This window comes from Lacrimispora sp. (genome assembly GCF_046972725.1).
GTDB lineage: Bacteria > Bacillota > Clostridia > Lachnospirales > Lachnospiraceae > Lacrimispora.
In genome coordinates this window covers 866,021-886,816 of the sequence record NZ_JBKVXF010000002.1, presented here as the reverse complement: position 1 = coordinate 886,816, position 20,796 = coordinate 866,021, and the positions used below count along the sequence as shown (strand labels likewise).

18 protein-coding genes and 1 other annotated feature are annotated in these 20,796 nt (G+C 42.6%); of the genes, 3 read left to right on the top strand and 15 right to left on the bottom strand.

Annotation, left to right across the window (positions count from 1 at the left end):
• Positions 1–231: 231 nt before the first annotated feature.
• The gene (locus tag ACLTWA_RS12415; RefSeq protein WP_412328103.1) at positions 232–474 is read right to left on the bottom strand and encodes a hypothetical protein; all 243 of its coding nucleotides are present in this window, start codon (positions 472–474) and stop codon (positions 232–234) included.
• Between the two features lie 224 nt (positions 475–698).
• Between ACLTWA_RS12415 and ACLTWA_RS12410 the strand changes: the two genes are divergently transcribed.
• Positions 699–1,004: a hypothetical protein gene (locus ACLTWA_RS12410; RefSeq protein ID WP_412328101.1), complete on the top strand. Its 306-nt coding sequence runs from the start codon at positions 699–701 to the stop codon at positions 1,002–1,004.
• Between the two features lie 584 nt (positions 1,005–1,588).
• On the top strand, positions 1,589–1,804 hold the full coding sequence (locus ACLTWA_RS12405; protein WP_412328100.1) for a hypothetical protein: 216 nt from the start codon (positions 1,589–1,591) through the stop codon (positions 1,802–1,804).
• Positions 1,805–1,971: 167 nt separating this feature from the next.
• Here the strand turns inward: ACLTWA_RS12405 and rplT are convergent, their stop codons facing one another.
• The 9 genes from rplT to ACLTWA_RS12360 all read right to left on the bottom strand — a co-directional run bounded on the left by rplT (position 1,972) and on the right by ACLTWA_RS12360 (position 10,698).
• A complete protein-coding gene (gene rplT / locus ACLTWA_RS12400; protein WP_412328098.1) occupies positions 1,972–2,328 on the bottom strand; it encodes a 50S ribosomal protein L20 in 357 nt (118 codons plus the stop codon).
• 29 nt (positions 2,329–2,357) lie between these two features.
• Entirely contained in the window at positions 2,358–2,555 is a 198-nt protein-coding gene (gene rpmI / locus ACLTWA_RS12395; protein ID WP_024836182.1) for a 50S ribosomal protein L35, read from the bottom strand.
• Positions 2,556–2,582: 27 nt separating this feature from the next.
• On the bottom strand, positions 2,583–3,077 hold the full coding sequence (gene infC, locus ACLTWA_RS12390; protein ID WP_412328097.1) for a translation initiation factor IF-3: 495 nt from the start codon (positions 3,075–3,077) through the stop codon (positions 2,583–2,585).
• A gap of 439 nt (positions 3,078–3,516) precedes the next feature.
• On the bottom strand, positions 3,517–3,831 hold the full coding sequence (locus ACLTWA_RS12385; RefSeq protein ID WP_412328095.1) for a DUF1540 domain-containing protein: 315 nt from the start codon (positions 3,829–3,831) through the stop codon (positions 3,517–3,519).
• Between the two features lie 120 nt (positions 3,832–3,951).
• A complete protein-coding gene (thrS, locus tag ACLTWA_RS12380) occupies positions 3,952–5,913 on the bottom strand; it encodes a threonine--tRNA ligase (RefSeq protein WP_412328094.1) in 1,962 nt (653 codons plus the stop codon).
• 216 nt (positions 5,914–6,129) lie between these two features.
• Positions 6,130–6,345, bottom strand: a binding site (T-box leader).
• Positions 6,346–6,413: 68 nt separating this feature from the next.
• Entirely contained in the window at positions 6,414–7,325 is a 912-nt protein-coding gene (locus ACLTWA_RS12375; protein ID WP_412328093.1) for an AEC family transporter, read from the bottom strand.
• Between the two features lie 72 nt (positions 7,326–7,397).
• Entirely contained in the window at positions 7,398–8,468 is a 1,071-nt protein-coding gene (locus ACLTWA_RS12370; protein ID WP_412328091.1) for a branched-chain amino acid aminotransferase, read from the bottom strand.
• Positions 8,469–8,799: 331 nt separating this feature from the next.
• Complete coding sequence (gene fucO, locus ACLTWA_RS12365) at positions 8,800–9,948, bottom strand: lactaldehyde reductase (RefSeq protein ID WP_412328090.1); 1,149 nt, start codon at positions 9,946–9,948, stop codon at positions 8,800–8,802.
• A gap of 180 nt (positions 9,949–10,128) precedes the next feature.
• Positions 10,129–10,698: a TetR/AcrR family transcriptional regulator C-terminal domain-containing protein gene (locus tag ACLTWA_RS12360; RefSeq protein ID WP_412328133.1), complete on the bottom strand. Its 570-nt coding sequence runs from the start codon at positions 10,696–10,698 to the stop codon at positions 10,129–10,131.
• 201 nt (positions 10,699–10,899) lie between these two features.
• On the opposite strand from ACLTWA_RS12360, the gene ACLTWA_RS12355 reads away from it, so the two are divergent.
• Positions 10,900–12,339, top strand: a complete 1,440-nt coding sequence (locus tag ACLTWA_RS12355; protein ID WP_412328089.1) for an MATE family efflux transporter — start codon at positions 10,900–10,902, stop codon at positions 12,337–12,339.
• A gap of 58 nt (positions 12,340–12,397) precedes the next feature.
• On the opposite strand, the gene nrdG is transcribed toward ACLTWA_RS12355, so the two are convergent.
• The 5 genes from nrdG to argS all read right to left on the bottom strand — a co-directional run bounded on the left by nrdG (position 12,398) and on the right by argS (position 20,747).
• Entirely contained in the window at positions 12,398–12,916 is a 519-nt protein-coding gene (nrdG, locus tag ACLTWA_RS12350; RefSeq protein ID WP_412328088.1) for an anaerobic ribonucleoside-triphosphate reductase activating protein, read from the bottom strand.
• Positions 12,917–12,926: 10 nt separating this feature from the next.
• Positions 12,927–15,056: an anaerobic ribonucleoside-triphosphate reductase gene (gene nrdD, locus ACLTWA_RS12345; protein WP_412328086.1), complete on the bottom strand. Its 2,130-nt coding sequence runs from the start codon at positions 15,054–15,056 to the stop codon at positions 12,927–12,929.
• A gap of 112 nt (positions 15,057–15,168) precedes the next feature.
• Complete coding sequence (locus ACLTWA_RS12340) at positions 15,169–15,789, bottom strand: flavodoxin family protein (protein ID WP_412328085.1); 621 nt, start codon at positions 15,787–15,789, stop codon at positions 15,169–15,171.
• Positions 15,790–15,804: 15 nt separating this feature from the next.
• Positions 15,805–18,954, bottom strand: coding sequence for a DEAD/DEAH box helicase (locus ACLTWA_RS12335; protein ID WP_412328084.1), 3,150 nt, complete (start codon positions 18,952–18,954; stop codon positions 15,805–15,807).
• A gap of 23 nt (positions 18,955–18,977) precedes the next feature.
• Positions 18,978–20,747, bottom strand: coding sequence for an arginine--tRNA ligase (gene argS / locus ACLTWA_RS12330; protein WP_412328083.1), 1,770 nt, complete (start codon positions 20,745–20,747; stop codon positions 18,978–18,980).
• Positions 20,748–20,796 lie beyond the last annotated feature (49 nt).

The following is a 20,796-nucleotide window of genomic DNA, read 5'->3' as shown; positions in this document are numbered from 1 at the left end:
CAGTTGGTAGAGCAAACGGCTGTTAACCGTTGGGTCGTAGGTTCAAGTCCTACTCAGGGAGTTTTTACAGCAGACCTTACAAACCCCCGGATATATATATCCGGGGGTTTGTTAAATATATAAAAGCAATGTGTTACCTGTATTTCTCATTATTTTTTACAACATGGCATATTTTCTTTTTTAAAAGAATACTATTTAACGTACATACCTGTCAAGGTGGTACCAGGTGCCTTAGGACACCCATATTTCCGAGCGGAAAGTCTCCATCTCCTGTAGACTTTCCGCTTTTTTTCTATTATTAACAGCCGCAATCGTCATTATCATTGTCATTGTCGTTTCTCCACCTGCATCTTGGATTGTTACAACCATCACGAAAACCAGCCCAGTAAGCTCTTCTTTTTCTCTCTTCCCAGTCATTGTTGTCATTACATCTGCAATTATTCCAATTGCCTCTGTTATTAGAACATCTGCCAAAACAGCCCATGCGATACACCTCTTTTCTATTATTATACCTTATAATATGAAACCCTTAGACAACGTGTGAATCCATGTCCATCCAGTGATTTGACATATCTGGAAAAAGCCAATACTCAAAAGAATTTGGGCTGCAATTATCAAACAGTTATTGATTGCATTAACTGCATCCAACCCTTTTTCATATAATACTAATATCAAATAAATATAAAGGATGTAATCATATGCCTCCATTTCCCTTTAATACAAATCCCCCTGGTGGCCGGGCTCCGATGGGGCCTCCCCCTTCCAGAACACCGCAAAAGCCAGCCCAGGCACGTTCAGGTGCCAGAATGATAGATGCCGGCTCCATCAGGCAATGCATGGGACGTTTTACCTATATATGGATGAGCAACGGACAGGAATTCTGGTTTTTCCCCATTCAGATCTGGCGCAATAGCGTATCCGGCTTTCGCTGGGACCGCAGATTCGGCTGGTCATTTACCGGAATCTCTTTAAACCGCATCGATATGTTTACCTGTTCCATTTAACAATCCAAAAGATGAGCCTACCATTGCATAAGGCAGCGTTTAAATACCTGAACGCTGCCTTATTTTTTATCTTTTTTTATTTTACAGTAAAGTTTCATTGCATTTAATCACAGTCGTTATCATAATCATTACGCCAGCGGCATGGTGCTCTTCTGCATCCATCTCTAAAGCCAGCTCTGTAAGCTTCTCTTATTTCCCGCTCACAACGATTGTTATTTCCATTATTATTGCAGTCATTCCACCAATTATTATTGTTGTTACACCTGCAGCCACCCCAATTGAAGCAACCCATAAGTTTCACCTCTTTTCAATTAATGGTTACATTACATTATATGGATTGAATAGACAAGGTGTGAAAATGGTATAACCGTTCATAAATTTTGATTCTATTTTAAAGGTCCGGTAAAAACTGTTATTAATTCCAACTTATTTTATCAAAGTATAATAAGCCACAAATAAACCGCTTTTATCCATATCAAAGTATGCATATTATCCTTTGACATATAAATTTATGTGATTTATAATAACTTCATCAAACCAGTAAAGCAGCTCATTACTCAATTGCTCTAAGGAAGGAAAATAAAATGGGAAAATTTGAAAATGCAGAAAAAATAGGATTAAGAAACAAAGATACAGATCAATTAATCGTAGTATATCCTTTTAAAGCAGAAGGCAGCGATAAAGAAATAACCAAAAAAGTTACGGACTGGTATTATATGCAGCATTGCTCCGCAGAGGAAGAATTGAGGAATGCATATGTAGATATATTGACTGAAGCAGAAGCCAAATCTATAAAATAAAAGCTCATGAACCAAAACAAAATATCACGCGGCAGACCAATCCGTTGCATTAAAATGCCAGGGTCTTCTATGATAAAGCGATCAATCATAGAAGACCCTGGCATCAACTTATTTCCGGGCAGAAAAAAACCCCGTAAGCACCAGGTCTTCGGGGTTTGGATAAGCAATTAAGCTACTTTGGATTTTACCAGTTCAGCTAACTTTGCAAAGCCTTCAGCGTCATTCACAGCCATATCAGCCAGTACTTTTCTATTCAAGTCAACACCGGCCAACTTTAATCCGTGCATAAATACGCTATAAGATACTCCATTGATACGTGCTGCTGCGTTGATACGGGCAATCCATAACTGTCTGAACTGTCTCTTTCTTTCTTTTCTGCCTGCATAAGAACTTGTTAATGCTCTCATTACGGACTGTTTTGCTACTCTATATTGTTTGGAACGAGCGCCTCTATAGCCTTTAGCCATCTTTAACACTCTATTATGTCTTTTCTTAGCGTTCATACCGCCTTTAATTCTTGCCATCGGTTTTTCCTCCTTCTTAACTTAAGATTCTATAAATATGGTAAAATCTTCTTCATTACTTTTGCGTTTGTTGCATCTGTAACGATATCTTTTCTAAGGTTTCTTTTTCTCTTAGTAGATTTCTTAGTTAAGATGTGAGATTTGTAAGCTTTATTTCTTACAAGCTTTCCTGTTCCTGTAACCTTGAAACGCTTTGCAGCCGCTTTGCTTGTTTTTAATTTAGGCATTGTATTTTCCTCCTTGATAATGTTCTTTTAGCGTTTTGCGGATAAAAACATAACCATGCTTCTTCCTTCCACTTTAGATGGTTTGTCAATTGTAGCGATATCAGATAATTTCTCAGCGAAATCCTCTAAAATATATCTGGACTTTGACATATGCGCCATCTCACGACCTCTGAAACGTAAGGTTACCTTAACTTTATCTCCCTTTTCAAGGAACTTTCTTGCGGCTCCCATCTTTGTATTCAAATCATTCGTGTCAATATTAGGAGATAAACGAACTTCTTTAATTTCGATTACCTTCTGTTTCTTTTTAGCTTCTTTTTCTTTTCTTGCCAGTTCATAGCGATATTTACCGTAATCGATAATCTTACAAACCGGTGGTTTTGCAGTCGGAGCAATCTTAACCAAGTCGAGTTCTGCTTCCTTTGCCATCTGCAAAGCATCTTTGGTAGGCATAATACCCAATTTCTCTCCGTTCTCACCAATCAACAGAATATCTTTATCTCTGATCTGTTCATTAATCATTAAATCGCTAATTGTCGTGCACCTCCATAATATAGTGTGTGTTGGTCGGAATCCACGTTTCTTGCCCATAGGCATAAAAAAAAGTAGATAGACAAACGCTATCCACCACCAAAGTCTTTACACAGAACACCTATGTATCAAAGGCTATGAACCAGGGACACTTGCTCGTGCCATGGTGAGGCGGATACCTACTTTCCTGTCTGTTGTTTCCACAACTTAGAATATAATACTACAAGTTTGTTTATCTGTCAACATCTTTTTGTGGTTTACCGACATAAATAATATCTTATAATAATTATATCATATATAGCGCTGCAATTCTACTGTAATTTGAATGAAATCACGGATTTCATATCGTAAACTTTTGTATTCCTCTTAAACATTTGCATAAAAAGAGAAAGATACGCCAGCTGCTTTCCTGACGCATCTTTTTCTATTCCTATCTGGTCTTAAACGTAGCACATTCGGTATGTTCCGCTTTCTGTGCTCCATCTCCGGCTATTCCAATATGCTCTGCGGAACAGTGGCGGCCTTCATTGTAAACACAATTTACTGCTTCGCAATCCACCTCCAAACGGCTTTCCGGAGTTTTAAATAAATTGTGGAAAGAACCATCCCGGTTTTCATCAAAGCTGCCGCAACAGGTATCGTAGCTGTCCTTTGCCTGAGAACCTTCTACGATAATGGCTGATTTACAGCAATAATTATCAGAATTGTGGAGACAATTTGTTACATTGCAATCTAATTTTGTCATGACACGTTTCCTCCTGGCATTCTTATTGAGATTTTATTTCAGAAGGTAGTATGCACAACAGGGAAGGAAAATATTCTCACGAATACGATCCTTCCCTGCTTCAAAGCTGTTATGACAATTTTATTTTTTTTCTTCTGTTACATGAACCTTTTTGATTTCCTTTGTACGGATTTCACGGCAGATATCATCAATAAAGTCTTTTAACGGGCGCTGACCTTCATCGCCATTAAAACGGCTGCGGACAGATACTACGCCTTCTTCCTCCTCCTTCTGGCCAACCACCAGCATATATGGGAGTTTTTCCAGACGGGCTTCACGGATCTTATAACCGATTTTTTCTGCACGTTCATCCACAGTAGCCTGAATGCCGTTGTCTTTTAACTGCGAAACGACTTTCTGAGCATACTCATGATACTTCTCGGAAATCGGAAGTACGCGCACCTGCTCCGGGCATAGCCAGGTTGGGAATGCAGCCTCATATTTTTCAATCAGCCATGCAAGAGTTCTTTCGTAGCAGCCGATGGAAGTTCTGTGAATGATATAAGGACGTTTTTTTGTTCCGTCTTTATCTACGAAACTCATATCAAAACGCTCTGCAAGGAACATATCAAGCTGAATCGTAATCATGGTATCTTCCTTACCGTAGACATTCTTAGCCTGAATATCAAGCTTTGGACCGTAGAATGCTGCTTCTCCTACCGCTTCTGTATACTTGATTCCGATATGATCAAGAATCTTACGCATCATATCCTGAACCTCATCCCACATCTCAGCATTTCCCATATAATGACTGGCATTATCCGGATCCCATTTGGACATCTGATAGGTTACATCGCCTTCCAGTCCCAGAGTGGTCAGACAGTATTTCGCCAAATCCACACAGCCTTTGAATTCTTCTTCAATCTGATCCGGCCGGACAACGAGATGACCTTCGGAAATGGTAAACTGGCGGACACGGGTAAGGCCGTGCATTTCGCCGGAGTCCTCATTGCGGAATAAGGTAGAGGTCTCGCCGTATCTGCATGGCAGGTCACGATAGGACTTCTGGCTTTGTTTGTATACATAATACTGGAACGGACAGGTCATGGGACGAAGGGCAAACACCTCATCATCCTTTTCCTCATCTCCTAAAACGAACATTCCTTCCTTATAATGATCCCAGTGATCGGAAATGACGTATAAGTCTTTTTTAGCCATAAGAGGAGTTTTTGTTCTCATATAGCCTCTCTTTTCCTCTTCATCTTCAATCCATCTCTGTAAGGTCTGAATGATCTTGGCTCCCTTGGGCATCAGAAGAGGAAGTCCCTGGCCGATCACATCAACCGTTGCAAAAAGTTCAAGATCACGTCCCAGTTTGTTGTGGTCACGGTTTTTAATGTTTGCCAGATATTCCAGATATTCGTTTAATTCTTCTTTCTTTGCAAAGGCAGTTCCATATACACGTGTCAGCATTGCATTTTTCTCACTGCCTCTCCAGTAAGCACCGGAAGAAGAAATAAGCTTAAATGCCTTAATGGACTTTGTGCTCATCAGATGAGGTCCTGCACATAAATCTGTGAAATCCCCCTGGCGGTAGAAAGAGATCTCTTCACCTTCCGGAAGATCCTGAATCAGTTCTACTTTATATGGCTCGCCCTTTTCTTCCATGAACTTGATGGCTTCTTCTCTTGGAAGAGTAAAACGTTCGATCTTCTCTCCTTCTTTTATGACCTTTTTCATCTCTGCTTCAATTTTATCAAGATCCTCTCTTGAAAAAGAGGGAATATCAAAATCATAATAAAAACCATTATCAATGGAAGGTCCTATGGCAAGTTTTGCTTCCGGGTAAAGTCTCTTTACTGCCTGCGCCAGTATATGGCTGGCGGTATGACGGTAAGCAGAAAGTCCTGCCGGATCGCTCACTGTTAATATGCTTAAATTGCAGTCGGCATCAACGATTGTTCTTAAATCAACTACCTTTCCATCTATTTCACCTGCACAGGCATTCCTTGCCAGGCCCTCGCTTATATCAGAAGCGATTTCGATTACTGATAAAGCATGTTCATATTCTTTGACTGAACCGTCTTTTAATGTAATTTTCATTTACCATCAATCTCCTTTATTTTGTTGTGATATATTCTATTTCCAAACATGTCAGGGCCTGACTGGTCAGACTCTGTTGTTGATGCACTGTCACTTTAGCGACAGCTTTCCCTTAAGCGTCTTGTGCTTCCTGCAGGAAATACTTTAATTCTACAGGAGCATTCCTATAACTTTCCTATCAAACAAAAAAAGCCCCTTTCCATATGTTTCCATACAGAAAGGGACGATTAATCATAATTAATCGCGGTTCCACCCCAGCTTGAGTGAACAAAAAATGTTCAGACCACTTCATTTGATGATAACGGAATCACCGTTCCCGATTAAGGGACGCTCCAAGATGGTCTTCTCATAATATTCCGGTAAAACACTTTCACCAAACGTGTCTCTCTCTGGACTTTCCTATTATGATACTATTCTTGTCAATGCGTTTTCATATTATGCTTTCTATCTAAATTATAGCATGGTAAAACATTTTGTCAAGCATCATGAAAATATTTTTCTTATAAAAGAATGATCAGTGCTGCTGTAATCGTCACAATGCTTATGACTATGGACAGTGAATTGATGGCGCTGGCCATTCCCACATCCCCTTTTAAGGCTCCGGTAAATGCAGGAGCTACCGAGGAAATCGGTCCAAGGCTTACTATGGCTAAAGCCCTGCGGATTTCCAAGTCAAAGGGAGCCAGCAGATAAAAGAATACGGATACTAAAATTGCAATAAGATATCTGGCTCCCAGAAGCCTGATGATCTGAGCCATCTTTTCTTTTTCCATACGAATCTCAAAACCAATACCCAACATAAAAAGAGCCAGGAATGCATTGGCTCCTCCGGCAGTATCAGAAAGGCTGATGATTACGGCAGGCAGCTTAATATTTAATATGCTCAATATGGTCATAATGACATAGGTATCAAACGGTACAGAAGAAAACAGCTTTTTTATCATCTTTCCTATGGAGGGCTTTCCATTTTCCCCCAATACCATTCCTGCCAGGGTGTAAGTCATTCCCGTACACATTACAGAATTCCCTGCATCAAAAAGACTGGTAACTGCAAAGCCTGCCGGACTTAAAAAGCTCTGCACAAAGGGCATGGTAAAATTCCCGATATTATACCCTGACATATTGAGCATGGCAAAGGACTTGTCTACTTTTGATTTTCTTAAATTCATCAAATATCCAGCTGCAATCGTTAATAAATTACACAAAATCCCAATCAGGCATACAAACAAAAGAGAGTTTTCCATGGTGATCTTGCTGAAATTAGATATAATGGCTGCCGGAAGTGTAATCTTAATTACAATTCTGGAGATCAGATAAAAATCCTTCGGTTCAAAAAAACCGATCCGTTTGAGGGAATAACCTATGATAATGATTGCAACAAATGCAACCGCTTTCGTAATAACCGCCGCCATACCTAACATCCTTTTTCTTATATTTCCAAAAAAATCCGGTGGTGCAAAAGCCCCACCGGGTAATCGAAAGAGTTATTTTACTTCTACACTCCAGCCCTTTGGACCGTTTATCTTTCCAAGCTGAATGCCTGTGATGGTATCATAGAGCTTCTGTGTCAGTTCTCCGATTTTTCCACCGCCAATGGCCATCCGCTCCTCTTCAAAACGAAGTTCTCCTACCGGTGAAATAACGGCTGCCGTACCAGTTCCGAAGCATTCTTCCATCGTACCGTTCTTCGCTGCTTCAACCACTTCATCTACGGATACCTGCCGTTCTTCTACCGGAATCCCCCATTCTTTGCAAAGAGCAATTACAGAATTCCTTGTAACTCCAGGAAGAATGCTTCCGTTTAATTCAGGCGTGATCACTACACCGTTGATTTTAAAGAAAATGTTCATGGCTCCGACTTCTTCAATATACTTGCGGTAAACTCCGTCAAGCCACAGCACCTGAGAATATCCTTCCTCATGGGCTTTTACCTGGGATGCCAGGGAAGCCACATAATTTCCTCCGGTCTTTGCTTCACCGATTCCCCCCTTGACAGCTCTTACATACTCATCTTCGATCCATATCTTAACAGGATCAAGACCGCTGGCATAATAGGCACCTACCGGTGACAAAATGATCATGAACTTATAAGTATGAGAGGGTCTTACTCCAAGGAACGGGTCCGTAGCAATAACAAAAGGCCTGATATAAAGAGAAGTACCCGGTCTTGTAGGAATCCAGTCCTGGTCTGCCTTTACAACTTCCTTTAACGCCTCTAAAAACAGATCTTCCGGAATCTCAGGAATACAAAGGCGGCTGTTGCTGCGGTTGGCACGCTCGATGTTCTTATCCGGACGGAACAGCAAAATCCTTCCATCTTCCGTTTTATAAGCCTTTAAACCTTCAAACATTTCCTGACCGTAATGGAACACCATGGAAGACGGGTCCAGCTCCAGCTTATGATAAGGCACGATTCTCGGATCATACCAGCCTTTTCCTTCTTCGTAGTCCATCTCAAACATATGGTCCGTAAATATGGTACCAAATGTCAAAGGATTGTCTTTGCCTGGTTTTTCCTTCGGGCAAGTTGTTTTCTCAATTGTAATTTTCTGCATGTTATACTCTTCCTTTCCCACACCGGCATATCTGTCAGTTTATAATTGTTTATCATTATGTTCCAAAAAATGCAGACTGTCAAGGATTTTTACACCGAATCCCCTGCCGAATTGGAATTTAAAATATAACCCCAAGTTATAGTTTAAATTCCAATTCGGCCAGACCGTGAATAGCATGGTCACAAAACAGGCACCGCCTAAAGCATATTGATAAACGGTCACATGAAAAAGGCTCTCTGAATGGTCTTTAAACCACTTTAGAAAGCCTTTTCAAACATATTTACTTTTTACTGTACATACGGCTGCCAGATAATTCTGCTATTATCAACAATTACATAAGGGACCGGTAAAGGCTGATGATATCATCAAGGCTGGCTTCCTTTGGATTACCTGGTGCACAGGCATCTGCAACTGCAGATTCTGCCAGGAACTGAAGATCCTTTTCTTTTACGATTTCTTTTAAATCTGCAGGAATTCCCACATCTTTAGAAAGCTTCTTCACAGCTTCCACAGCTGCTTTGCGGTATTCTTCGACGGTCATCTTTTCTGTGTTCTCAACGCCCATTGCCTTAGCAATATCACGGTATTTTTCACCGGTTTCGCTGGCATTGAATTCCATAACCGTTGGAAGAAGAATGGCGTTTCCTACACCGTGAGGAGTGTCATAAACTGCTCCCAGCGCATGAGCCATGGAATGTACGATACCAAGACCGCAGTTTGAGAAGCCCATACCGGTAATATACTGGCCAAGTGCCATGCCCTCCCGGCCTTCCGGAGTATTCTCCACCGCACCTCTTAAGCTCTTTGCAATAAGTTCCACTGCCTTAATATTAAACATGTCCGTAATCGGATTGGCTCCCTTTGTAATATAACCTTCAATTGCATGAGTCAAAGCATCCATACCGGTTGCCGCTGTCAAGCCTTTCGGCATGCTTGCCATCATATCAGGATCTACCACTGCAACTACAGGAATGTCATGAGGGTCCACACATACAAATTTACGTTTTTTCTCCACATCGGTGATTACATAGTTAATGGTCACTTCTGCTGCAGTACCGGCTGTGGTCGGGACAGCGATGATGGGCACGCTTGGATTCCCGGTTGGTGCCACTCCCTCCAGGCTCCTTACATCAGAAAATTCCGGGTTAGCAATTATAATGCCGATGGCTTTTGATGTATCTATGGAAGAACCTCCGCCAATGGCTATGATATAATCAGCACCTGACTTTTTAAAGGCTTCTACCCCATTTTGCACATTTTCAATGGTAGGGTTTGGTTTGATATCGGAATAGATCTCATAATCCAATCCATTTTCTTCTAAGATTTTTGTAACCTTAGAGGTAACGTTAAATTTAATCAAATCCGGATCAGAGGAAACAAATGCTTTCTTAAACCCTCTTTTTTTAACCTCGCCAGGAATCTCCTGAATGGCACCTGTGCCGTGATATGAGGTTTCATTTAATACAATTCTGCTTACCATGATAATCTCTCCTTTTCTTTTCCTTCCGCCGGGGCGTACCATGAAACTTATCGCCCGGTTCTTTATGTTATTATTTTAACAAATTCTTTGTAAAAAAGAAAGTTACAATCCAGTCATTTTGTAACAAATGTTACACAAATTTAGGGTTGTAACTTTCATTCTGTACATATCTACTATAAATTATACCAGTCCTATTTCTGCAAATACGGCCGCCAGACCGGGAGGCATGGCTTCTGTCAGGCTTTGTGCCATCTCTTTTGGACTTTTCTTCATGCCTGATAAGACCCACTTCACTGTCATATAGACAGAACCTCTGCAATACATCTCCAAAAGAAACTGGATATGTTCCGATAGGGGTTCCCGCTTTCTGCGGGTCATAAGCTCTGTATAGAATCCTATAATCAATTCAAAATCATGCTCTTTTAAGGAATTGTGATCATCAGAGCGGAATGCTTCTGTGAAAAAGATCTTTTCCTTTTTAATGAATTCAAATTTCTCACACAAGCTCTGGCATACGGTTTTATCCACTCCAATCTGAGCAAAAGATTCCAGCACCAGCTTGTCAAAATACCAGTTGATCAAATCGTATTTGTCTTTAAAATTCCGATAAAAGGTTTGTCTGGTCATTCCACAGCCATCCACAATATTCTGGACCGTAATCTTATCTACAGGCTTGGTTTTCATGCATTCCTTTATAGAGTCAGCCAGACGGTATTTGGTTTTTTCATTTTTATTAAGGTTCTCTGCCATCATCCGCTCCTGCCCTCTTTCATTATGGTCTATTTTACCACATGACCGGTGGTTTGTGAACATGAATGAGAATGCAGTATCTTAATATGACAATTTTTCTGTAGTTTATTGTAAATACAACATATTATTCGTAGCTTTTATACGTTCTTTGATTTATGCTTATTCATGCACAAGAATCAATTACTCAAAAGGAGATAAAACATGTCACCCAAAGCAAGCTTATCCGCCAAGGATGAGAAATTCCGCAATTTTGCATTAAACGACAACATGTGGAAGGTTGTCCTCTATGTCGGTTTCCCTCTGGCCTTATACCAGAGTTTAAACCAGTTTTTTAAAATTTTTGACTCCATGATGGCAGCCCACATCAGTGCCAATTCTGTCTCAGCGGTGGCTTATTTATCCCAGATCAATCTAACCCTTTCCGCATTGGGCGGTGGTCTTGCCATAGGCTCCAGCTTAAAGATCAGTGAAGCCTACGGGGCCGGGGACTTTGAACTGGTAAAAAAACGGGTCAGCAGCCTGTTTGCCATGTGTGCGATCCTGGGAGCCGTTATTCTGATTATTTTAATCCCTGCTGCTCCTCAGTTTTTAAAGCTTGCAAAGACACCTGAAAGTTTTATTGCAGAAGGAACCCAGTATTTCCGGCTGGAGCTGGTCGGAATGGTCATCAGCTTTTTTAACAACGTTTACATCGCCATCGAACGTGCCCGTGGAAATTCTAAACGGATACTGCATTTAAATATGGGAGTCATTGCCCTCAAGCTTACCATGACTGCATTGTTTGTTTATGTGCTGAAAGCCGGAATCAATATGATCTCCATAGCAACCATTATCTCTCAATGCTTTCTTCTGGCTGCCGCTATAATAAATTTAAACCAGAAAGACAACGCTTTTGGTTTTTCCGCCCAAAGCATCAGCTTAAAGCCACTGGTCACAAAACCTATGATCACTCTTTCCATACCGGTCATCATTGAAAAGATGGCTTTTTCCTTCGGAAAAGTTATTATCAACTCCATGAGTACGGTCTACAGTGCTCTGACCGTAGGCGCTCTTGGCATCTCCAATAACATCGGGGGGATTACCACCATGCCTCAGATGGGATTTCAGGAAGGCGGCTCAGCAATTATCAGCCAGAGCATGGGCGCCGGAAAGCCCAAACGGGCCTTAAAAGCCTTTGGATGCATTCTGGTTATCAATATAATAATAGGTGCAGTGCTCATGTCCTTTTCTCTTTTGTTTTTAAACCAGATCAGTGCTCTGTTTGCAGGAAGCGATAAGGAATTCGGAAAAATGATTTCCTCCATCTACCGGTATGAAGCATATGGTGCCATTCCACTGGGAATCAATTCTTCCGTACTTGCTCTGCTTTATGGCTTTGGAAAGACCAAAATCACTTTAACGATCAACTTCTGCCGGGTTTTTATTTTCCGTGTGCCTGTACTCTGGATTTTACAGAACTTCACCGGTCTTGGCAGCACCAGCCTGGGGCTTGTAATGGCAATCAGCAATACTGCTACCGGTCTCATGGCCCTCATCATCGGATTTATTGAAATCCGCAGAATCTGCCGCCAATACAACCTTGCATTTTTCCAGCTTTCCTTTCATAAGAAAACAGTATCACAGAACGAATCTGGCATATAAGCCAATAAAACAGGACGTTTTGCCAAACCCTGCGGGTCTGAGCAAACGTCCTGTAATTCTATTCCCACAATACGGTTTTATTCAAAGCAAGAGATTCAGGAACTTTAATGATCCTCTGATTGGAGGACCCCTTAAACCGAAGCTTTAAATCTTTCTTTTCCAGCTGGAACTTTCCATCCACCATCACATGGAAGCAATGAATCAGCCGTTTCGTCTCCGGCAGTCTCAAAGCCATATCTCCTACAATATCCTTTTCAAAGTCATAGCCGGTATAACACCAGATGGTCTTCTCCGGAAAACGCTCTTTTACCTTTTCCACAAGAGGAAGCAGCGCCTTCTGGTTTAACGGATGCATGGGTTCTCCTCCCAGAAGGCTTAACCCGGCAATATAACTGTGATCCAGATACCCAAGAATGGTTTCAATGGTTTCTTCTGTAAATTCCTGTCCATATTGGAAGTCCCAGGCTTCCGCATTAAAACAGCCTTCGCAGTAATGCGTGCAGCCGCTGACAAACAGAGACACCCGTACTCCCGGTCCGTTGGCTATATCGGTTGGCTTTATAGCGGCATATTTCATGACCTGCCTCCTATAAGTGAAGAACTCTTGATTTGATTTCTCTTGTCTTCCCGGTATTCCAGAAATTTTCTCCAAGATACCCACAGGTTCTTCTGGTAACATTCATGCGGTTCTTGTCCTTGTTGTGGCACTGGGGGCATTCCCACTCCATATCATCATTAATGATGATTTCCCCGTCAAATCCACAGTCCTGGCAGTAGTCCGACTTTGTATTAAACTCTGCGTACTGAATATTATCATAAATAAATTTTACCACTTCTTCCATGGCTTCCAGATTGTTGCTCATATTCGGTACTTCCACATAGGAAATAGCGCCACCGGAAGAAATCTCCTGAAACTGACTTTCAAAGGTAAACTTTTTAAACGCATCGATATGCTCACGGACATCCACATGATAGGAATTGGTGTAATAGCCTTTATCCGTCACATCCGGAATGATTCCAAACCGTTCCCGGTCAATCTTGGCAAACCGGTAGCAAAGGGATTCTGCCGGTGTCCCGTATAATCCAAAGCCAAGGCCTGTCTGTGCTTTCCAGAGATCCACCGCTTCCCGCATATGGTTCATAACACGAAGCGCAAAATCCTCTCCCTCTTCTGTGGTGTGGCTCACTCCCTTCATAAGCTTAGTGGTCTCATAAAGTCCAATATAACCAAGAGATATCGTAGAATAACCGTCTTTTAACAGCTTATCTATCTTCTCTCCCTTTTTCAGTCTTGCAATGGCACCATACTGCCAGTGAATCGGACTTACATCAGAAAGTGTTCCCTCCAGGGATTTATGCCTGCACATAAGTGCTTCATAGCATAAGTTCAGACGCTCATCAAGGAGCTTCCAGAAGGTTTCCTCATCTCCATTGGCAAGAATTCCTATCTGAGGAAGGTTGATGCTTACAACCCCCTGGTTAAATCTTCCCTCAAACTTATAATTTCCGTTCTCATCTTTCCATGTGGACAAAAAGCTTCTGCATCCCATACAGCTGAATACATTGCCTTCGTAGTTCTCTCTCATCTTTTTTGCGGATATGTAATCCGGGTACATGCGCTTTGATGAGCACTTCACAGCAAGCTTTGTAATATAGTCGTATCTTCCGCCCTTTAAACAGTTGTTCTCATCAAGCACATATATCAGCTTCGGGAAGGCGGGAGTCACATATACACCAGCTTCATTCTTAATTCCTTCCAGTCTCTGACGGAGAACTTCCTCTACAATCATGGCATTTTCTTCTATATATTCATCCTTATCGTCAAGGAATAAAAACAAGGTTACAAACGGTGCCTGTCCGTTCGTAGTCATCAGCGTGTTGATCTGATACTGAATGGTCTGTACACCGGATTTCAATTCGTCACGCAGACGGATGGTAGCCATCTTTTCCACTACCTCTTTCGTCACGGTATCTCCGAATTCCTCTTCGATCTGCTTACGGAATTTATCGTTGCTCTTTCTTAGATATTTTCCTAAATGACGGATATCGACAGACTGACCGCCATACTGATTACTTGCAACTGCTGCAATAATCTGTGTCATAACAGTACAGGCCACCTGAAAGCTCTTAGGGCTTTCAATCATCTTTTCATTCATCACGGTTCCGTTATCCAGCATATCGCCGATATTGATCAGACAGCAGTTAAAAATCGGCTGTACGAAATAATCTGCGTCGTGGAAATGAATGGCTCCCTGCTCATGAGCAAGAGAAATCCGCTCCGGTAACAGCATTCTTTTTGTTAAATCCCTGGATACCTCACCTGCAATATAGTCCCTCTGGGTCGATGCCAGAATGGTATTCTTGTTGGAATTCTCTTCTGCAAGTTCTTTATTTTCATTCTTGATCAGCTTTAATATGGACTCATCCGTAGTATTGGCTTTTCTAAGCAGCGCTCTTTGGTAACGGTATATGATATACTTCTTTGAAAGGGTGTATTTGTTCTTATTTACAAGACCGCTCTCAATCATATCCTGAATGGTCTCTACATTAATCACATCCCCTGCGTGATCTTCAATATAATCCAGAATGGCATGAATCATCTCTTCGCTGGCCTGCTCAGAAAGTTCTACTTCCGCATTCGCTTTCTGTATTGCCTTAATGATTTTCTCCCGGTCATAATCCACCATTCTGCCATCACGTTTTTGAACTTTAATCATTCCTGTCACCTTAACCTCTTCTATATTTTGTATACACAATTTCATCAACACAACATGTAGTGCTTTTTAATTATACACCACGAAAAAAAAAAGTAAAGAGGATTTTCAAATCTTAGCGAACAAAATTTGTCCATGTCTTTTCTTCCGGTGACGGAACGCTGATTCCTGCGTTTTTTCCTGCTTCCAGACATTTTAACAGCCACGCCATATTTTTCCCCAGAACCCGCATGGTCTGAAGTCCTTCCAAATCCTGTTCCACATCAGAGGCATCTCTTCCATGAACCATATTCCAGTAACTGGAAGAGACAACCGGCATCTGTGCAATGGTAAAATACTTATTCAATGCATCAAGGGTTGCTGTTGTTCCTGCACGGCGAGCGGAAGCAACGGCTGCTCCCGGCTTATAGGCAAAGTTTTTTCCCGCATAGAAAAGCCGGTCCAGCAGAGCAAACAAAGAGCCATTTGCAGAAGCATAGTAAACCGGCGAGCCCACAACGAGCCCGTCCGCCTGCTCCATTTTATCAAGGATTCCGTTGACCGGATCATCTTGAAACACGCATCTGCCGGTTTCCGCACATTTCCCGCATGCGATGCAGCCATGAATGGCTTTGTTCCCGATCTGTACCAGCTCCGTTTTAATTCCCTCCTGGTTCAGCGCTCCGGATACTTCTTTGAGCGCACGGTTGGTACAGCCCTCTTTATGCGGACTTCCATTGATCAGTAATACGTTCATCTCTCATCCATCCTTTCATTCATTTAACAGACCCAGTAAATCTTCCCGGCTTAAATTACTAAGGGAAACCGTTCCCTCCGTAATAATCTGTTCTGCCAGGTCTTTTTTTGACTCCTGCAATTTTAAGATATTTTCCTCAATGGTTCCTTTTGTAATGAGCTTAAATACAGATACCTGCTTTTCCTGACCGATCCGGTGGGCCCGGTCTGTTGCCTGGTTTTGGGCCGCCACATTCCACCACGGATCAAAATGAATCACAATATCTGCTGCCGTTAAGTTAAGACCGGTCCCCCCTGCCTTTAAGGAAATGAGGAACAGAGGAATCTCATCCTCCTTAAAGGAGTTGACCATACGGAGACGCTCCTCTTTCGGGGTTGCTCCTGTCAAAATATAAAACGGGATTTCTTCTTTCTTAAGCCTTTCGCTGATAATCTCAAGCATAGAGGTAAACTGGGAAAAAAGAAGAATCTTATGGCCTCCCCCTACTCCGTTTCTCACAAGATCAATGCAGGTCTCAAGTTTTGCAGATTCGCCGCTGTAATCATTGTAACAGAGATGGGGATCACAGCAGATCTGCCGCAGTCTGGTAAGCTCGGCAAGAATCTGAATATTATCCCTTCCCGTTTTTCCTTCCATCTGTTCCAGTTCCTTTTTCAGACGGAACGCATTCGCTGTATAGATATCCTTCTGCTTTTTTTCAAAAGCAGAATAAACCACGGTTTCCAGCTTATCCGGAAGCTCTTTTAAAACATCCTTCTTCAGCCGCCGAAGGATGAAGGGTCCGATGAGCCGGTGCAGCTTTTCCAATACGGCCGGCTCCTGAGTTTTGACAATGGGCGTTTCGTAATCTTTTTTAAACTTTTGATAGCTGAATAAAAATCCTGGCATCAGATAATCAAATATGCTCCATAACTCAGACAGCTTATTTTCAATCGGTGTACCGGTCAAAGCAAACCGGCTTTGGGCGTCGATTCCCTTAACTGCCTTTGCACTCTGAGTGGAAGCATTTTTGATATACTGTGCTTCATCAATGATCTGAAACCGGAAGGCCTTTCCTTTGTAAAGCTCTATGTCTCTCTTTAATAAGTCGTAAGAAGTAATGAGCACATCATAATCCGTCATTTGAAAAAGAATCTCTTCCCGCTCAGCGGCCATACCGGTCACAGTCCGGACTTTAAGCTCCGGCGCAAAAATACGTATCTCATTCTCCCAGTTGTACACAAGGGAAGCCGGGCAGACAATTAAGGATACTTGAGAATCCCGCTTTTCTTTTTCATCAAGAAGCAAAGTAATTACCTGTATGGTCTTTCCCAGTCCCATATCATCGGCCAGTATGCCTCCAAATCCATAATGGTCCAGGGTCTTAAGCCACCGGTATCCCGTCTTTTGATATCCTCTTAAAATCTGCTGCAGAGATTCTGGTATCTCAAAGTCACTGTCCTCCACACTCTTCATGCCGCGAACCACCGCTTTATAAAGCTGATCCCGGTAAAGAGAGATGCCACTGCCTTCTTTCAGCAGTCCGTCCAGATAGAGCGCCCGGTATTTTGGCAGACGAAAGGTCTTATTTTCCAGATCGGAAACAGATACCGACAGATCTTCTACAAGCTTCGCAACCGAAAGAATTCCCTGGTCATCAAGGCTTAAAAATTCTCCGTTCTTCAAACGGTAGAATTTTTTCTTCTTACTGTACTCTGACAAAAGCCGGTTCAATTCTTCTCCGGACAGTCCATCCGTATCCACCTGAAGCTCCAGCCAGTTTCCGACGCTGCGGATGCCTACCGATACCTTTGGCGGAGCCAGTACTTTCAGCTTTTTAAAGGACTCCGAAAAATAAACCTCCCCATAGTTCATAAATTCCCGTATTCCTTCCGTTAACAGACGATATACCGCTTCTTCATCATTGCGGATGGCCGGATATGAAGAATCATATTCCCTGTATTTAAAATATCTGGTGATCAGCTGGCTGATCCGGAACTCTCCCGGAACATCCCGGCATACGGTGCGGGGAAGCCGTTCATCTTCCACCGGCTGGAAGGAATAATCCCCATAGGACAGCGTAGGCTTTAATACCAGACTGTTTGGTCCGTCGGAATCAAAATCAAAGCGGGCTTTCAGCTCTTCCGGCTTATACATTTCCAAGTCCAGATCTCCGGAATCAATGGTGCAGTAAGAAGCAATCTTTTTTAAGACGCGCTCATAAAAAAGAGGCATATCCTTGTTGTTGACCTCTATTTCATAATTGGTGCCATACCCTTCCATCATCTGTTTAAAGAATACCCCCAGAGTCCCGCTGCAGGACTGGTCACAGCAGTAAAGGCACTGGGCATCTGCAAAATACAGATGATGTTCTCCTTCAAATACCATCAAATCCCTGTCTATGGATACGGATACCCCTTCTCTTCCTTTTCGTCTGACCGTTACCGTCAAGTCAGGTGCATGTTCCGTAACCGCAACCCGGCGCTTCTGCCCTTTGTAATCCTCAATTTCCAGAGTACTGCCTTTTATGATTTCAAAAAAGCGGTCAATGTTTGTACGGCTCAGATTTAAAAAGCGCATGACCGGACTGGCGGAAAAAGAGCCTTTCTGAAACTGCTCGTGATGTTCTAAATAGGTATTTACAACTTCCATGACAAATTCCAAAAGAGGACGGCTTTCTTTTCGAAATACCGTAAGGCTGTGATGGAAGGATAGATTCTTTCCGTATTCCACATAAGTCCCGTTTGCCACTGCTTTTACAAAAGCAGATAAATCCTTGATCATATAAAGCCGGTCTTTTCCCAGCTTAAATTCCAGCTTCACGTCCCTGCGTCCGGCCATCATGGCGACAGAAAGTTTTATCTGCTCTCCCTCTTCTTCGCTCATGATTCGGGCCACCTCCCGGTTGGTATATTCCCGGATCATGGCTCTGGCCTGCTGGGATGTGGTTACAAGCCTGCCCTGGTTTTCCTTCTCATGCTCCTTATAAACGGAAAAAAGAGCCTGACAGTGGGGACACATCCCCCGGTAGGAATTCCCCTGGGCGCAGGAACAAGAGTAGTCAATTACCTGACTACCCTTGATATGCAGACTTGCCTTATATTCATTTCCCTGATCCTCAACTACTGCTCTGACGCCTGATTCACCTTTCCAAAAGGTATTGACCGTCATATGTGATACTTTCATTAACCCTCACATCCGTTCGCCGTTTACATTCGTTCCGGTGCTTCAATTCCTAACACATTGATGCATTCATTCAACACATCCTTCGTAAGGCTGATCAAGCGAACCCAGGAAGCCTGCTGTTTTTTATTTTCTTCGGAAATAATCTTTGTGTCATGATAAAACCGGTTAAACGCATTGGCAAGCTCATAGATATATTGACATATTTTATGGGGTGCAAGCTCTGTAAAGCTTGTTTCCATAATTTCATTGTAGCGGGAAAGCTGCAGCATCAGATCCTTTTCAGCCCCTGAAACCGGCGGAAGAATCTGCGCTTCCTCCTCATACTTATCTTCCAGGCCCTGGTATTTTGTAAGGATTGATTTGATCCGTACAATGGTATAAAGGATATAAGGTCCTGTATTACCCTCAAAGGACACAAAACGCTCCATATCAAATGCATAATCCTTAGAGGCCTGATTAGACAAATCGCCGTACTTTAGAGCCGCGAGTCCTACAATCCTGGAAGTCTCTCTGGCCTCATCTTCTGAAACCGTTCTGTTTTCCACGATTTTTTCATAAGCTGCCTGGCAGATATCCTCAATCATGGTCTCAAGACGCATTACACCGCCGTCTCTTGTCTTAAACGGCTTTCCGTCTTTCCCATTCATGGTTCCAAAGCCAAGGTGGGACATCTTCCTGTCGGGAGCTGTAAAACCTGCCTTTTTTGCCACACGGAACACCTGTACAAAATGAAGTTCCTGACGCTTATCCGTGACGTAGATGTACCAGTCGGGCTTAATATCCCGCTCTCTTTCAATAATCGTTCCAAGATCAGAGGTAGAATAAAGAGCCGCACCATCGGACTTCCGAATAATACATGGGGGAAGTTCTTTGGTATCGCCTTCCTGAGCAATGTCTACCACCAGTGCTCCCTGGCTTTCATAAGCAAGTCCTTTGTCCTCCAGTTCTTTGATCAGTCCCGGAATATATGGCTCGGCATCGCTTTCTCCCTTCCAGAGATCAAAGGAAACATTAAGACTGTCATAGTTCTTCTTTAAATCTGCTACGGAAACACGAAGAATATGCTGCCAGATGGCGCGATATGGCTTATATCCGTTTTGAAGCTTTAAGGTCGCATCATGCGCTCTTTTGCTGAACGCTTCATCTTTCTTTGACTTCAGGCTTGCAGCCGGGTAAATTTCCTCCAGCTCGCTGATGGTAAAGGGCGGTTCTTTGGGGTACTCTCCTTCAAAAGATTCATCAAAATAAGGAAGCTCCGGTTTTCTGTCCTTTAGTTCTTCGATAATCAATCCCATCTGCAGACCCCAGTCTCCAAGATGGACATCACCGATGACATGATGCCCCAGAAAACGTCCCATTCTCTTTATGCTTTCTCCAATGATTGCAGGCCGTAGATGGCCTACATGAAGAGGCTTCGCCACGTTGGCTCCGCCGTAATCTACCACAATGGTCAACGGATTTTCCACCTTTTCACATCCGCACTGGTCTTCCCCTGCCATTCCGTTCATATAGTCTGCCAGATAGCCGGAATCAAGCTTTAAGTTGATAAATCCCGGCATCACCGCATTCACTTGCGCAAATACACGGCTGTCAGCAAGTTTTGCCACCACTTCTGCTGCAATATCAAACGGTTTCTTTTTATATACCTTGGCTGCTGCCATGGCTCCGTTGCACTGGTACTCGCAAAGATCCGGCCGGTTGGATAAGGTAACCTTCGCATAGGCTTCCTCATATCCACAGTCCGCAAATGCAGCCTTCATCTCTGCCGTAATCAAATCAAGAATCTTTTTCATCCGTTCCTGGTCTCCTTTTTCTATATCCAGATATTTCTAAGCTAAATAC

What these genes read in the sequence shown, in the direction of transcription:
- ACLTWA_RS12340 (WP_412328085.1), bottom strand. Translation starts at nt 15,789, where the DNA reads ATGAACGTATTACTGATCAATGGAAGTCCGCATAAAGAGGGCTGTACC.
- fucO (WP_412328090.1), bottom strand. Translation starts at nt 9,948, where the DNA reads ATGGTAAGCAGAATTGTATTAAATGAAACCTCATATCACGGCACAGGT.
- ACLTWA_RS12405 (WP_412328100.1), top strand. Translation starts at nt 1,589, where the DNA reads ATGGGAAAATTTGAAAATGCAGAAAAAATAGGATTAAGAAACAAAGAT.
- ACLTWA_RS12370 (WP_412328091.1), bottom strand. Translation starts at nt 8,468, where the DNA reads ATGCAGAAAATTACAATTGAGAAAACAACTTGCCCGAAGGAAAAACCA.
- ACLTWA_RS12410 (WP_412328101.1), top strand. Translation starts at nt 699, where the DNA reads ATGCCTCCATTTCCCTTTAATACAAATCCCCCTGGTGGCCGGGCTCCG.
- rpmI (WP_024836182.1), bottom strand. Translation starts at nt 2,555, where the DNA reads ATGCCTAAATTAAAAACAAGCAAAGCGGCTGCAAAGCGTTTCAAGGTT.
- ACLTWA_RS12360 (WP_412328133.1), bottom strand. Translation starts at nt 10,698, where the DNA reads ATGGCAGAGAACCTTAATAAAAATGAAAAAACCAAATACCGTCTGGCT.
- ACLTWA_RS12375 (WP_412328093.1), bottom strand. Translation starts at nt 7,325, where the DNA reads ATGGCGGCGGTTATTACGAAAGCGGTTGCATTTGTTGCAATCATTATC.
- infC (WP_412328097.1), bottom strand. Translation starts at nt 3,077, where the DNA reads ATGATTAATGAACAGATCAGAGATAAAGATATTCTGTTGATTGGTGAG.
- argS (WP_412328083.1), bottom strand. Translation starts at nt 20,747, where the DNA reads ATGAAAAAGATTCTTGATTTGATTACGGCAGAGATGAAGGCTGCATTT.
- nrdG (WP_412328088.1), bottom strand. Translation starts at nt 12,916, where the DNA reads ATGAAATATGCCGCTATAAAGCCAACCGATATAGCCAACGGACCGGGA.
- rplT (WP_412328098.1), bottom strand. Translation starts at nt 2,328, where the DNA reads ATGGCAAGAATTAAAGGCGGTATGAACGCTAAGAAAAGACATAATAGA.
- ACLTWA_RS12335 (WP_412328084.1), bottom strand. Translation starts at nt 18,954, where the DNA reads ATGAAAGTATCACATATGACGGTCAATACCTTTTGGAAAGGTGAATCA.
- ACLTWA_RS12355 (WP_412328089.1), top strand. Translation starts at nt 10,900, where the DNA reads ATGTCACCCAAAGCAAGCTTATCCGCCAAGGATGAGAAATTCCGCAAT.
- thrS (WP_412328094.1), bottom strand. Translation starts at nt 5,913, where the DNA reads ATGAAAATTACATTAAAAGACGGTTCAGTCAAAGAATATGAACATGCT.
- ACLTWA_RS12385 (WP_412328095.1), bottom strand. Translation starts at nt 3,831, where the DNA reads ATGACAAAATTAGATTGCAATGTAACAAATTGTCTCCACAATTCTGAT.
- nrdD (WP_412328086.1), bottom strand. Translation starts at nt 15,056, where the DNA reads ATGATTAAAGTTCAAAAACGTGATGGCAGAATGGTGGATTATGACCGG.